Source organism: Actinomyces viscosus, assembly GCF_900637975.1.
GTDB classification, from domain to species: domain Bacteria; phylum Actinomycetota; class Actinomycetes; order Actinomycetales; family Actinomycetaceae; genus Actinomyces; species Actinomyces viscosus.
This window is the reverse complement of record NZ_LR134477.1, coordinates 1459297-1472990: the sequence shown is the minus strand read 5'-3', so window position 1 is coordinate 1472990 and position 13694 is coordinate 1459297. Positions and strand designations below refer to the sequence as shown.

General features: G+C 65.6%; 12 protein-coding genes. 8 read left to right on the top strand and 4 right to left on the bottom strand.

From position 1 onward, the window contains the following. Nucleotides 1-49: 49 nt before the first annotated feature. The gene (locus EL340_RS06370; protein ID WP_425331255.1) at nt 50-415 is read right to left on the bottom strand and encodes a CBU_0592 family membrane protein; all 366 of its coding nucleotides are present in this window, start codon (nt 413-415) and stop codon (nt 50-52) included. Nucleotides 416-487: 72 nt separating this feature from the next. Here EL340_RS06370 and EL340_RS06365 point away from each other — a divergent pair, with 72 nt between their 5' ends. From EL340_RS06365 to EL340_RS15920, 8 genes are all read left to right on the top strand, one after another. Continuing rightward, a complete protein-coding gene (locus EL340_RS06365) occupies nt 488-1399 on the top strand; it encodes a LysR family transcriptional regulator (RefSeq protein WP_126413906.1) in 912 nt (303 codons plus the stop codon). 103 nt (nt 1400-1502) lie between these two features. After that, nucleotides 1503-2624, top strand: a complete 1122-nt coding sequence (gene prfB / locus EL340_RS06360; RefSeq protein ID WP_126413905.1) for a peptide chain release factor 2 — start codon at nt 1503-1505, stop codon at nt 2622-2624. Between the two features lie 425 nt (nt 2625-3049). Continuing rightward, on the top strand, nt 3050-4114 hold the full coding sequence (locus EL340_RS06350; RefSeq protein WP_126413152.1) for an IS630 family transposase: 1065 nt from the start codon (nt 3050-3052) through the stop codon (nt 4112-4114). Nucleotides 4115-4193: 79 nt separating this feature from the next. Further along, nucleotides 4194-4505 carry a hypothetical protein gene (locus tag EL340_RS15335; protein WP_232023251.1) on the top strand — a complete coding sequence of 104 codons (312 nt, stop codon included), beginning with the start codon at nt 4194-4196 and terminating at the stop codon, nt 4503-4505. Nucleotides 4506-5029: 524 nt separating this feature from the next. Beyond that, nucleotides 5030-6712, top strand: coding sequence for an energy-dependent translational throttle protein EttA (gene ettA / locus EL340_RS06340; RefSeq protein WP_009232331.1), 1683 nt, complete (start codon nt 5030-5032; stop codon nt 6710-6712). A 645-nt stretch (nt 6713-7357) separates the two neighbouring features. Continuing rightward, the gene (locus EL340_RS14905; protein ID WP_164719350.1) at nt 7358-7531 is read left to right on the top strand and encodes a hypothetical protein; all 174 of its coding nucleotides are present in this window, start codon (nt 7358-7360) and stop codon (nt 7529-7531) included. Between the two features lie 208 nt (nt 7532-7739). Continuing rightward, entirely contained in the window at nt 7740-8195 is a 456-nt protein-coding gene (locus EL340_RS06335) for a peptidase inhibitor family I36 protein (protein ID WP_197722357.1), read from the top strand. Nucleotides 8196-8612: 417 nt separating this feature from the next. Continuing rightward, nucleotides 8613-9056: a M23 family metallopeptidase gene (locus EL340_RS15920; protein WP_408608569.1), complete on the top strand. Its 444-nt coding sequence runs from the start codon at nt 8613-8615 to the stop codon at nt 9054-9056. Nucleotides 9057-10261: 1205 nt separating this feature from the next. Here the strand turns inward: EL340_RS15920 and EL340_RS06320 are convergent. The 3 genes from EL340_RS06320 to ptsP are packed head-to-tail and all read right to left on the bottom strand — an operon-like array spanning nt 10262 to nt 13342. Then, nucleotides 10262-10615, bottom strand: coding sequence for a hypothetical protein (locus EL340_RS06320; RefSeq protein WP_126413903.1), 354 nt, complete (start codon nt 10613-10615; stop codon nt 10262-10264). Between the two features lie 52 nt (nt 10616-10667). Further along, the gene (locus EL340_RS06315; RefSeq protein WP_126413902.1) at nt 10668-11648 is read right to left on the bottom strand and encodes an acyl-CoA thioesterase; all 981 of its coding nucleotides are present in this window, start codon (nt 11646-11648) and stop codon (nt 10668-10670) included. Next, nucleotides 11645-13342 (bottom strand): phosphoenolpyruvate--protein phosphotransferase, encoded by a 1698-nt coding sequence (ptsP, locus tag EL340_RS06310; RefSeq protein ID WP_126413901.1) that lies wholly within the window; start codon nt 13340-13342, stop codon nt 11645-11647. Before ptsP ends, EL340_RS06315 begins: the two co-directional genes overlap by 4 nt. Between the last annotated feature and the right edge of the window lie 352 nt (nt 13343-13694).

Genomic DNA, 13694 nt, shown 5'->3' with positions numbered 1-13694 from the left:
GGAGTAGCTGGTTGGGGACTGACGAGGGGGCGGCTGGGGCTTCGAGCCGTCAGGCCTGCTCGACGAAGCCGGTTGAGATGACGGGGGAGACGGGGGAGTGGCGTCGGTGCAGGTGCATCCGGGATCGCAGCTCCTCCCTCTGCCGCCGGGAGAGCTGGGCGATGTAGGCCCGCTTCACCGTGAACAGGATGTTGATGCCCACCAGGAGGTAGAAGGCGTTGGCGATGACGCTGGGCCAGGCCCCGGAGTTCGCGCAGTTGATGGTCAGCAGCACGGAGCCGGTGATGTTGAGGGCCTGGTACTTCAGTGAGTCGCCCGCGATCGTGCCCTTGGAGACCAGGAAGTAGGCCACGAGGAGCTCAGCGGCACCGATCCAGCCGCCGATAGAGATGAGGGAGGAGAGCACGTCGTTCACGGAACCGATTCTTGGCTCTCCGCAGATGAAGGTCAATCGCATCTATCTGCATGAGGGATGTAGATTTACTTCATGCGTGTCATGCCTCAGAGACTCTCGGTTCTCTTGGCCGTCCACCGTGCCGGAGGAGTCGTCGCAGCGGCAGATATCCTTCACATCACGCCGTCCGCCGTCTCCCAGCAGATTCGCCTGTTGGAGCGCGAGTGCGGTGCCCGGGTCCTTGACCGCACGCCCACCGGGGCCGTGCTCACCGCGGCCGGGAAGGTCCTGGCGGAGGCGGCCGAACGCATCGAGGACGAGCTGACCACCGTGCGCCGTGAGCTGGCGGACCTGGACGACTCCGTCCCCTCGGGTGTGGTGCGGGTGGGCAGCTTCGCCTCCGCGGTCCGTGCGCTCCTGCTGCCCCTGCTGTCGTCGCTGGCGACCACCAGCCCGGAGCTGGAGGTGATCGTCGAGGAGGTCGAGGAGCGTAACGCCCTGTCCCGGCTGCGCCGGGGCGAGCTCGACCTGGTCCTCATCGAGCGCGACGAGCACACGCTGCCGCCGGCTCCTCGAGGCATGGCCGACGTCCCGCTGCTGGACGAGTCCTGGCTCGTCGTCGTCCCGGCCGAGCAGGCGGCACCCTCCACCTTGGCGGACCTGGTCCGCGCCACGTGGATCGATCTGGCCCCGGGGACCGCGGGCGCCTTCGCCCTGGACCGTCTCGAGCGCCAGCTGGGCACGCCCCTGACGATGCGGCACGTCGCCTACGACTACGACGTCGTCCTGGCCATGGTCGGCCAGGGCCTGGGGTGTGCGCTCCTGCCCGAGCTGGCCGTCTACTCCGGGCTCGTCCCGGACGAGCTGAGCGTGGTGCGCCTGCCCGGGCTGGGCGTGCGCCAGCTGGTGGTGCGTCACCGCTCGACCCGCACCGAGCCGGGCCCGGCCACGCGAGCGGTGCTCGAGGCGCTGCTCACCCAGGCCCAGGGCCTCGAGCTGGGGTGAGGCTCGACGGCGAGTGCCCCGGGACCTCGTGGAGATCGCAGGACCGACGGGCCGGATCCGCCCCGACGGCGCCCCCGGTACGTTCTGCCGTAGACTCCCCTTCGTGGCCACTGACTTCTCCGCCGAGATCGAACGACTCCGACACACCTACGCCTCCATCGCCGCGGTGACCGACCCTGAGGCCCTGCGCGCCCGCATCGCCGAGCTCTCCGAGCAGGCCTCCGCCCCCGACCTGTGGGACGACCCCGACTCCGCCCAGGTGGTCACCTCCGCCCTGTCCCACGCCCAGGCCGACCTCAAGCGGGTCGAGAGCCTGGGGGAGCGCATCGAGGACCTCGAGGCCATGGTCGAGCTCGCCGGCGAGGAGGAGGGCGACGACGCCGCCGAGATCCTCGCCGAGGCCGAGTCGGACCTGACCGCCATCAGCAAGGACCTCTCCGACCTGGAGATCCGCACGCTGCTGAGCGGCGAGTACGACCCGCGCGACGCCGTCGTCACGATCCGCTCCGGGGCAGGCGGCGTGGACGCCGCCGACTTCGCCGAGATGCTGCTGCGCATGTACACCCGCTGGGCCGAGCGCCACGAGTACCCTGTCAAGGTCCTCAACACCTCCTACGCAGAGGAGGCGGGACTGAAGTCGGTCACCTTCGAGGTCCACGCCCCCTACGCCTACGGGACCCTGAGCGTCGAGGGCGGTACGCACCGCCTGGTACGCATCAGCCCCTTCGACAACCAGGGCCGGCGCCAGACCTCCTTCGCCGCCGTCGAGGTCATCCCGCTCATCGAGTCCACCGACCACATCGACATCCCCGAGACGGACATCCGCATCGACGTCTTCCGCTCCTCGGGCCCCGGTGGCCAGAGCGTCAACACCACCGACTCCGCCGTGCGCATCACCCACCTGCCCACGGGCCTGGTGGTCTCCATGCAGGACGAGAAGTCCCAGATCCAGAACCGCGCCGCCGCCATGCGCGTCCTCCAGTCGCGACTGCTCCTGCTCAAGCAGCAGGAGGAGGACGCCAAGAAGAAGGAGCTCGCCGGGGACGTCAAGGCCTCCTGGGGCGACCAGATGCGCTCCTACGTCCTCAACCCCTACCAGATGGTCAAGGACCTGCGGACCAACTTCGAGGTCGGCAACCCTGATTCCGTCTTCGACGGCGATATCGACGGTTTCATCGACGCCGGTATCCGCTGGCGCAAGCAGCAGGAGACCGCCGAGGACTGAGCGAGGCGATTCTCCGAAGGCTCTTCAGAGGCGTTGCCATTATCGGGGATCCCCCCGGAGGGGGATCCCCGATTTCTTCTCCGGCGGTCCCTGGTTCTTACCGTCTGTGATTGAGGGCGTTATACGGTGGGCGTACCGTGAATTTCATGAGCGCATCACACGGAAAACCTCGGTCAGTGCAGGCCTCGTCAGCATTATCCTATCTCGAGTCCTCGAATCTCGATGGGTGTCGATCGGATCGACATGGTCGACTATTACTAGGTGGCAAGCTCCTGCGTGTTGCGATTGCGATTGTGGTGATGTTCGCATGCGCGCTCACGCCGGCATTACTGAGGCGGATTCCTGCTATGGCCGGCATTAAACAAAGTTTCCTTCTGGGGTTGTGTTGTCGGGTGGTTTTGGGGGTATCGATATAGAATGTGTGTGTGGTTGTTGATGTGACTGCGGAGGAGCGGGATGTTCTTCTGGCGTGGAAGAAACGCGGTGACTCGTTCGTCCTGGTGCGTTTAAAGGCTGAGGCCATTTTGTATGCCTCTCGTGGTGTCGGCACGGGTGTTATCGCTGAGATGGTCGGCCGCAGCCGCAGGACGGTGAGCAACTGGCTGCGCCGCTGGCGGTGCTCCAGGTTGCACTCGGTTGTCACTGGGCACGCCGGCAACGAGAACGCCGCCAAGCTCACCCGCGCCCACAAGGAGCAGCTCAAGCGGATCCTGAGTAGGCCACCGGCCCAGAGCGGGATCAGGGCGGACTTCTGGGACGTACCGGCCCTGCGTGACGTGGTGCGGATCAAGTTCGGCGTGGAGTACGCCTCAGACTCCTCCTACCAGCTGCTCCTGCGCTTCGTGGGGATGAGCTTCAAGCTGCCCGACCCCTTCGACAAGCGCCGCGACGAGGCCGCCGTCACCGAGCGAATGGACCAGGTCCGTCAGGAGGTCGCCGACCTGCTGGCCCGGGGCTGGGAGGTCTACACCGTCGACGAGGTGCGCGTCGAGCACGAGGCCGTCACCCGGCGTATGTGGCTGCCCACCGGCCGTCGGACCAAGATCTATGTCGACCGAGAACGCTCGGCCCAGTCTTTCTTCGGCGCCCTGAGCCTGACCAGCAAGCAGGTGCGCGTCTACCCCATCGAGGGCAACCAGAACGCCGAGCAGGTCACCCTGGCCCTGGCCCGTCTGGTACGCGAGACGGCAAACGACAAGATCGCTGTTGTTCTTGACAACGCCGGCTTCCACCACGCCAAGGCGGTCACTGACCTGTATGAGCCCGGCCAGGCCCTGGAGCGCGTCAGGCCGATCTACCTACCTCCTTACGCGCCCGACCACAACCCAATAGAGCACGTCTGGAACACCGCCAAGAAGAACATCTCAAACATACAACGAGACAACCCCGAGGAAACCTACACCGCATTCACCAGCTACATCACCAGCCGCACCTTCGACTACGACTTCGAGCACCTACCCATCACACCAACCCAAGAAAAGCTTGATTAAAGACCGCCATATTCAGGCTTTTGGTCTGACCCACGAGAATACTGATGGCGTGTTGGAGTCCATTGAGGTGAGTGCTTGCGTGCTGCTGATACACGGGTCGGCCACGCTGCTCGCTCTTGTCCTGTGCGGTCTCCTGCGCCGCACACTGGATCGGGGCCGTCGCGTCAGGTTGGGCCTGGAGATCAACGGCCGCGCCATGCTCTGGTTGGCCGGGATGGTTCTGGCCGCGCTCGTCGTGGATCTCGCAGCGGCCGGCATCGTCCAGGTGCTCGGTGCTGCTGGTGGCGAACAGTCCGTGTCCACGGGGCCGGCGTGGCTCGTCGCCGTGGAGTCCCTCTCCATAGCGTTCCTTCTCCAGGGTATTCCCGAGGAGATCATCTGGAGGGGCTGACTCTTCACCTCACTGGGTGCGAGGCGGTTCGCGGCGGTTGCGAGCGTTCTGGGATTCACCGCCCTCCACCTCTTCTCTCAGGGAGGCCAGCAGAACCTGCTGGAGCACATCACGTATCTCGCCCTGCCCTGCGGGTTCGCGATAACCGCGGTGATCGTTCGGTTCATCTCGGGATCGACCTGGGCCGCGATCGGCGTGCACGGAGGATTTCATGTGGTGACCTACTATGTCTCGGGCTCTCTGCACCTGCCCGGTGGATCGGTGACGTGGATCCTCCAGGGCCTGCTCTGGGCCGCGGTCGGTCTTCTCATTCTCGTGGTCCATCGCCGTCGTCGGCGGATACCGGCATCATCCTTGCCAGGGACCTGAGCCGAGCCATCGCGTGCACCGTCTCACCTCCGCCGTCGTCGCCATGGCGCAGGGGCTCCCTTAGGCTTGGCCACGGTGCGCACGGACGGGACCGACCGGTCGCCGTCGTCGCGCAGAACCTCCGCTCACACCCTGACGAAAGGCGCAGACGAGCAGTGGCTGAGTACATCTACCAGATGATCAAGGCGCGCAAGGCCCACGGCGACAAGGTCATCCTCGACGACGTCACCATGGCCTTCCTCCCCGGAGCCAAGATCGGCATGGTCGGCCCCAACGGCGCCGGCAAGTCCTCCATCCTCAAGATCATGGCCGGCATCGACCAGCCCTCCAACGGCGAGGCCCGCCTGACCCCCGGCTACAGCGTCGGCATCCTCCTCCAGGAGCCCCCGCTCAACGAGGACAAGACGGTGCTCGGCAACGTCGAGGAGGGCGTCGCCGAGATCAAGTCCAAGCTGGACCGCTACAACGAGATCAGCGCCGCCATGGCGGACCCGGACGCCGACTTCGACGCCCTCATGGCGGAGATGGGCACCCTCCAGGACGCCCTGGACGCCGCCAACGCCTGGGACCTCGACTCCCAGCTGGAGCAGGCCATGGACGCCCTGCGCTGCCCCCCGCCGGACGCCGAGGTCAAGAACCTCTCCGGTGGTGAGCGCCGCCGCGTGGCCCTGTGCAAGCTGCTCCTGGAGGCTCCGGACCTGCTCCTGCTGGACGAGCCCACCAACCACCTCGACGCCGAGTCCGTCCTCTGGCTCGAGCAGCACCTGGCCAGCTACCAGGGCGCCGTCATCGCCGTCACCCACGACCGCTACTTCCTCGACCACGTCGCCCAGTGGATCGCCGAGGTCGACCGCGGCCACCTCTACCCCTACGAGGGCAACTACTCCACCTACCTGGAGACCAAGGAGAAGCGTCTCGAGGTCCAGGGCAAGAAGGACGCCAAGCTCGCCAAGCGCCTCAAGGAGGAGCTCGAGTGGGTGCGCTCCTCGGCCAAGGGGCGCCAGGCCAAGTCCAAGGCCCGTCTGGCCCGCTACGAGGAGATGGCCGCCGAGGCCGAGCGCACCCGCAAGCTCGACTTCGAGGAGATCCAGATCCCGCCGGGGCCCCGCCTGGGCAACCAGGTCCTGGAGGCCACCAACCTCAACAAGGGCTTCGACGGACGCACCCTCATCGACGGGCTCTCCTTCACCCTGCCGCGCAACGGCATCGTCGGGGTCGTCGGCCCCAACGGCGTCGGAAAGTCCACCCTGTTCAAGACCATCGTGGGCCTGGAGCCGCTCGACGGCGGAGACCTCAAGATCGGCCAGACCGTCAAGCTCTCCTACGTCGACCAGTCCCGCGCGGGCATTGACCCCAAGAAGACCCTGTGGGAGGTCGTCTCCGACGGGCTGGACTACATCCAGGTCGGTAACGTGGAGATGCCCTCGCGCGCCTACGTCGCCTCCTTCGGGTTCAAGGGCGCCGACCAGCAGAAGCCGGCTGGTGTCCTCTCCGGCGGTGAGCGCAACCGCCTCAACCTGGCCCTGACTCTCAAGCAGGGCGGCAACCTCATCCTCCTGGATGAGCCCACCAACGACCTCGACGTCGAGACCCTGGGGTCGCTGGAGAACGCCCTGCTGGAGTTCCCCGGCTGTGCCGTGGTCATCACCCACGACCGCTGGTTCCTCGACCGCGTGGCCACCCACATCCTCGCCTGGGAGGGAACCGACGAGGACCCGGCCAGCTGGTACTGGTTCGAGGGCAACTTCGCCTCCTATGAGGAGAACAAGGTCGAGCGTCTTGGACCGGAGGCGGCCCGCCCCCACCGGGTGACCTACCGGAAGCTCACTCGCGACTGAGCGCTGGGCGATCGACCTGCTCGATCGATCGCCTCATCAGGAAATGCCATTCTTTCAGCCAGCCGGCTGAAAGAATGGCATTTCTGTAATGAAGATCGGGGATGGGGAGGAAATGAGTGGACCTATACTCGTCTTCGCCGACGACATGCCTGGGTAGCCGGCTGATGATGAATAGACAAGAAGGCGAAGATGAGTATGAGTGGATCTGGTGGCCTGGCGTAGACCGCCGTCGCCATGTGGATGCGACGTCACGGATTTCCCGATGCTGCGGCCATGGATCGGATGGTGGATACCGGCGTCCACGTGGTCGCCTCTCGCGCTGTCGCCCAGGTGAGAATCTCCCCTTCTGTTGCCACTGCGGAAGACCTGAAGCGACTGGTGGATGATTCTCAGATGAGGCCGGGATGCTATAGGATCGCCTTCTCCGTCGCAGGATTCTCCGGCGAGGCGATGCGTTTTGCTGAGGAGTGCGGTATCGGACTCCTGGTTCTTCGGCCCGACGGTTCTGCTATCCCGGTCAACGCCTGGGGTGAGAATCTTGCAGGAGTCCGTCCGGCCTCGGCTCCGCTCATGGCTGCTCCCGCTCCGCTCGCGCCGATGCCGGCTCCCGCAGTGCCGGCGAGGCGATCCTTCTGGCGTCACCCCATGACCTGGTACGTTATCGCGATCATGATGCTGGGGACCGCGATCACCGGGGTGTCGAGGATCTTCACCGAGGGTGACGTCGGCGCCTCCATCGGTACGCTGGTCATCTGCCTGCTCCTGGCGTACGTCTCCTTTCGCTACGCTCAGAAGCTGGGACGACAAGCGCGCTGGTAACCGTCCCGATAGGGAGTCTGACGGCCTGGGAGGCGAAGTGGCTTACCGGTAAAAAGCCTCATCGTATGGATTGGGGAGAAGGTCGTCAAGGGGGGGGCGACCGCTCTGATGAGTTTCGCAAGGTGGATTTTATGGTTATTTCAGGTGGTGACCTCGTGTGGTCAGGATGCCGCCTCGATTACTCCGCCACTTTGAAAGGACAATCATCATGGGTACGACAATGCTTCGCCGCATCGCAAGTGCCGGCTCGCTTCTCCTGCTTGCCGCTGGCGCACTCCTGGTTCCGACCTCGGCGGCAAGCGCCGCTGAGAGGGACGGTGTCTGTGACGCCGGGGAGGTCTGCATCTACTACAACAGCAACGGGGAAGGGTCAGTTTCCGACTTCGCTGGATCCATTCCCAGCCATGGGGCCAGTCAGCCCAACTGCTATGAGTTCAAGGGGACCGGCAATGGGCGAGGGAAGTGCGTGAAGAACAACGTGGCCTCGGTCTGGAACAGGTCAGGCGTACCGGTGACTATTTACTACAACTCTTACTACTCAGGGCCTAGTCAAACGATTCCTGATGGTGAGCCGGTGAACCTCCGTCCTGGCCTCAAGAACGAGAACACATCGCATGCGTTCATCTATCCAGGTGTGTGCAGGGACAAGGCGTGTGCTGTGTAGCGTGAAATGATGGGGAGCGTTACAAGCGGTGGCGTCAGCCAACACCGAAGGTGTTGGCTGACGCCACTGTCATAATAAACGCCCCTGATTGCGTCTCACTCGTCTTGCCTGGCAACATTGACCGTACTTAGAGCGCCTGTTGGGAGGTGTCGCGATGAGTGGGAAGACACCAGATCTCATTCCCGAAGGCGGCGTCATAGGGAGGCTCCCGTTCGATGGGGGGGGTGGCTGACCGAGGTCAGCCCCACACGCCGCGTCCCGAGCCATGGGACCAACCTGTTCGGCACCACCTACGCCTTCGACTTCGTCGCCGTTGACGATGAAGGACGCACCGCCCCCACGCGCAGCCTGCGCACGGTCTTCGCCACCGAGCCACCGGAGCTCTTCTACGCCTTTGGCCGCCCTCTGTACTCGCCCGTGGCGGGAACGGTGGTGTCCGTCCACGACGGCGAACCCGATCACGAGGCACGTCGCTCGTTGCTCACGCTCATCCCGTACGGGCTGAGCCAGCCCCGGCGAATTCGGCAGGGACTGGCCGCCATCCTGGGAAACCACGTCATCATCCAGGCCGCAGAAAGTGCTCATTACATTGGACTCGTGCACCTTCAGCGAGGTTCCCCCCAGGTGACATCCGGTGACCGAGTGCGTGCTGGTGACCAGATCGGCAGGTGCGGCAACTCTGGGAACTCCACGCAGCCCCAGCTCCATATTCAGGCGATGGACAGCCTTGATCCCCGTGCCGCAAGGGGCGTGCCGCTCCGCTTCGACGAGTTTCAACAACGCAGCCCGGGGCAAACTGGCCCGTCGTTGTTGCACGAGCGGACCTGCCCTGAGCAGGGGACTATCATCGTCCGGCTCTGATGGGACGCCTTGAAATCACCTCAGAGTCTGTGGCTCGCTATGCGCCTTGGGACTGCTACGGCCTGATTGAGATGCGCAGCGGAGGACGAGCCCGCGGGGTGGCGTGCCGGCCCTGATCGGGAACGTACTTTCTCCGCGGGGACTGCGTTCTCTCGTAGGCGACTTGGGACTGACCGCAGTCGTCTGCGGGAGCAGTACGTCCTGGAGGAGAATTGCAGTCCTCGATCCTCATGGCCATCCCCCTCCGCTGTCAGGATGGCAGGTCAAAGTCGGCAAGATCCCCGTCAGTCGCTACCAGGTGGTGGCAGACGCTGTCGCAGACCTGACGGGCCGGAGCAGGGAGCTGCAGGCCCCGTACCCAGTCACCTACTCCACGAGGTTCGGACGCTCATGGCCAAGGTGCAACCGCACTGCACGGGATCCCGGCCCTCGTGGGGTACACCCATATCAAGGCCAGTAGCACCCCGGGCTCGTGCAGTAACAGCGGCCACCGGAACGTCCACATCCCGAACCACGTCGCATCCTCATCACCTGGCCCCGCCGCAAGGCGCGCTCGAACGTCCCGGAGGGCAGGTCGCACAGGGAGAAGTAGTCATCGATGCTGCTCGCGAGCAGACCGACCTCGGTCGACTGGCTGTGGGCCAACCGTGCGAACGCTCTCACCTCGGGGCTCACCACCATGGCGTTGAACGCGTGGGCGATTGTCTGTGAGAAGAATGCATCATTCGAGGCGATGCACCAAGGTGCGCTGTGCTGTCGAGGGTACTGCGAGGATTATTCATGGCAGTCTCCGCTACCTTTCTTGAACTGCGATGGGTCTGCGGACTCTGGTGTCCACAGAAATGACATTGAAGCGGTCATGGCGGGTGCGGCACTGGTCGATCGTTGGAATTACGCCGATCCGTCAACTCGAATCCAGGTGCTGAGGCCCCAGTGTCATTTCTGTGGACACGACAGCGGCATGACCTGGGCCCTCCGGGTGACTCTTGGCCACTGAGTCCCGCCGTGAGCGTTGCGCTCGGGAGCCAGGCTCCGGTTCGAGCCTTCAAGGTACGGACTCGGCGTCTCCGTTACCCCTTTGAACGCGGTGTCCCCTGTACCCACCGCGGGCAGGATCGCCTATGGCCAGACCCGTGAATAAGCCTTTGCGCGTGGGCATATCTGCCCGATAAAGGAGGCGATCATCACTCGAAATGATTGGAACCTCAAGTGAACCATGCTGTGGCACCGTGAATGACAGCCGCGATTGACGGACCGATGATCATCGCTGTTTCTCTGCGCCGGATGCCGATGCCGACGTCGATGATCTGGACCGTCATCGCTGCTACGAGGATCAGCTTCACGGTACTGATGTCTGAGATGACGGTGAACGGAGCGACTGCGGTGATGACGCCGAGCGGAACCGCTCGGGCCGCATACATCTGGGCGAAGAATCGCTCCCCGGCACTGACCTCTCGCGACTTGCTCATCATGTGAGGCCGGAAGACGACCAGTAGTGACGACGCCGTGCTGACTGCTGCCGCGATGGCGTTGAGAACCGGTAGCACGGTAAGTAGCACAGCAATCACCGCCTTGAATCGTTTGAGACGATGGAGATGGGTGTGCAGAGAGTCAGCCGGGGATCGCGCTGCCGTCGTCGCCCTCGCCCATGCGGACGCGCCAACGGCCCGAGCCGCCGTCGGGCTCGGAGTCAGTGGGCATGCGAACCATGCCCTCCTGGGCGATGGTCGACACGAGCCTGCCCGATGAGTCGAAGACCTGGGCTCGGGCCATCCCGCGGCCGCCCTGCGAGGAGGGGGAGTCCTGCACGTAGAGCAGCCAGTCGCCCATGTCGACGTCCCGGTGGAACCACTGGGTGTGGTCGAGGGTCGCCAGGCTCATGCCCTCACTGCGCCAGGACAGGCCTTGGCTTCGCAGAACCGGCTCCAGCATCACCTGGTCGCACACGTAGGCCAGCAGTGCCCGGTGCACGGTCTGAGGGGTCTGCTCCGGGATGCGGCTGCGCGAGCGCATCCACAGGTGCTGCACGTTGTCCCGCTCCTTGCCGGGGCGCAGGTAGAGATTGCCCTCCACGTGCCTGAGGTCGAAGGCCGCCGTGCGCCCCAGGAAACGAGCCACCGGGTGGTCGATGGTGCGGAAGATCTCCAGGGCGCTCGTGAGGTCCTCGGGGCGGGGGACCGAGGGGGCGGTGACGTGGATGTCGGCGCCCTCCTGCTCCTCCTGGAAGGAGGTGAGCATCGTGAGGATCGGTGTGCCCTCCTGGGAGGCGGCAGTGCGCCGCTGGGAGAAGGACCTCCCATCGTGCAGTCGCTCGACGGCGAAGCTGATCGGCTTGTCCGGCTGGCCGCCCCGCATGAAGAAGGCGTGGACCGAGTGCGGCAGACGCTCTCCGTCGCCGTCGTCCTCGACCGTGGCTGCTGCTGCGAGCATGCCCTGGGCCACCACCTGGCCCCCATAGACCCGACCCGACAGCTGCGGCAAGGAGCTGCCGGTGAAGACGTCCTCCCCGTCACCCGCCACCAGGCTGAGAACCCGGGTCACCGAGCCGAGGGGCTCCTCCGTGGCGGCGGGGACGGGATAGGGGAGTGTCACAGACCGAGCTCCTCCAGGATCGGCAGCTGGGCGCGCACGGCTGCGCGAGCGTCCTCTGCGGTGGCGGAGGCGATGGCGATCCTTGCCAGCTCCTGGCACTCGGCAAGCGTGACGGACTTCAGGACGGCGTCGACGTCCGGCAGCGCGCGTGCCGTCATCGACAGCGAGGCGACGCCCAGGCCCACGAGCACGGCGGCCAGTGCCGGGTCCGCGGCGGCCTCACCGCACACGCCCACCGGGCGTCCCTTGGGGGATGCCCCCTCACACGCCGTACCGATCAGGCGCAGCACGGCCGGCTGCCAGGCCGTGGACAGGTCCGCCAGCGAGGACAGCAGGAGGTCGGCCGCCATGACGTACTGGGTGAGGTCGTTGGTGCCCACGGAGGCGAAGTCGGCGTGCTCGAAGAGCTTGTCCGCCATGAGCGCGGCCGAGGGCACCTCGATCATCATGCCGGCCGTCTTCAGCCCGTAGGAGCGGGCCTTGTCCGTGAACGCCTTGGCCTCGTCGGCAGTGGAGATCATCGGGGCCATGACCCACACCTTGGCCTCGGTGGCGGCCTCCGCCTTGGCCAGCGCCTCGAGCTGGTGCTCGAGGACCTCGGGGTCGCGGCGCGTGGTCCGGTAGGCGCGTACGCCGAGAGCCGGGTTGGCCTCGGTGGCGTCGGTCAGGAACGGCAGCGGCTTGTCGGCTCCGGCGTCGAGCGTGCGCACGACGACCTTCTTGCCGGGGAAGGCCTCCAGGACTCCCTGATAAGCCTCCACCTGAGCCTCGACCGTGGGCTCCTCGGGCTGGTCGAGGAAGCAGAACTCCGTGCGGAACAGGCCGATGCCCATGGCTCCGGCCTCCGCGGCGCTGCGGGCGCCGGCTGCATCGCCGACGTTGGCCAGCAGCTGGACCTCGTGACCGTCCTTGGTGGCGCCGTCGCCGTTGAAGACGCGCACGCGCGAGGCGAGCTCGCGGGCCCGGCGCAGGGCGTCTTCCGACGGGTTGATGGTGATGGTTCCCTTGGTGCCGTCCACCAGGACGATGTCGCCCTCCGCCAGCGCGTCGGTGACCTCCTCGCCGGTGCCGACGATGGCCGGCATACCCAGGGCCCTCGCCAGGATCGCGGTGTGGGAGGTGGGCCCGCCCTCGGAGGTGATGAAGGCGATGACCTTCTCGGGGTCCAGCAGCGCGGTGTCGGCCGGGGCCAGGTCCGTGGCCACGAGCACGAAGGGCTCGGGCAGGCGGGGGATGCCCGGCATGGGGGACTCGGTCAGGACGGCGACGATCCGGTCGCGCACGTCCTGCACGTCACGGGTGCGCTCGGCCATGTATCCGCCCAGGGACTCCAGCATGGTGGCCAGCGTCCCCGCGGACTCCCACACGGCGCGCTCGGGGACCAGGCGCTTCTCCCGTACCATGGCCTGCGCCGTCGAGGTCAGGGTGGGGTCGGCCGCCATCTGTGCGGTGGTCTCAAGAAGAGTGCGGGCCTCGGCCTTGGCCTCGGCGGCGGACAGTTCCAGGCCCTTCTTGACCTGCTGAGCCGCCAGCGCGATGCGCTCACACTCCTTCTCGACGTCACGGCTGGGCTCGAGAGTAGCGATCTCGGGCTCAGGAATAGGGGGCGCCATCCTGGCGACGGGGCCGGCCACAAGGCCAGGGCTCACACCGATGCCGGACAGGGTTGTGGAAGTGGTGTCGGACGCTGTCATGTGGTGCTCCTCATCGGAGACGAAAGGGGATCATCGCTCATTGTGCCCCGACTGCGGCCTGAATGAGACGTTTCCGCCAGGGGAATAACGATCTCCTCCGTAGCGCTGTCAAGGCATCTATCGCGTTCCCGTAAGGTTACGTGAGGGAACGTCACTAAGCGAGAAGGATCCCGCTGGAGGTGCCCTGCGCGGTGGGGTCGCCCCGGTCCCATCAGAGCCTCTTCAGAGTCTCTTCCTCTCCTCGCTGTCTCCTCCCCGCGTCGCCCCTGCCTGACCACGACCTCGCCGCCGTCCCGCCTGCGTCCCGACCGGCTCCTTCGCCGCGAACGGCGTGGATGTGGGATAAAGTGAT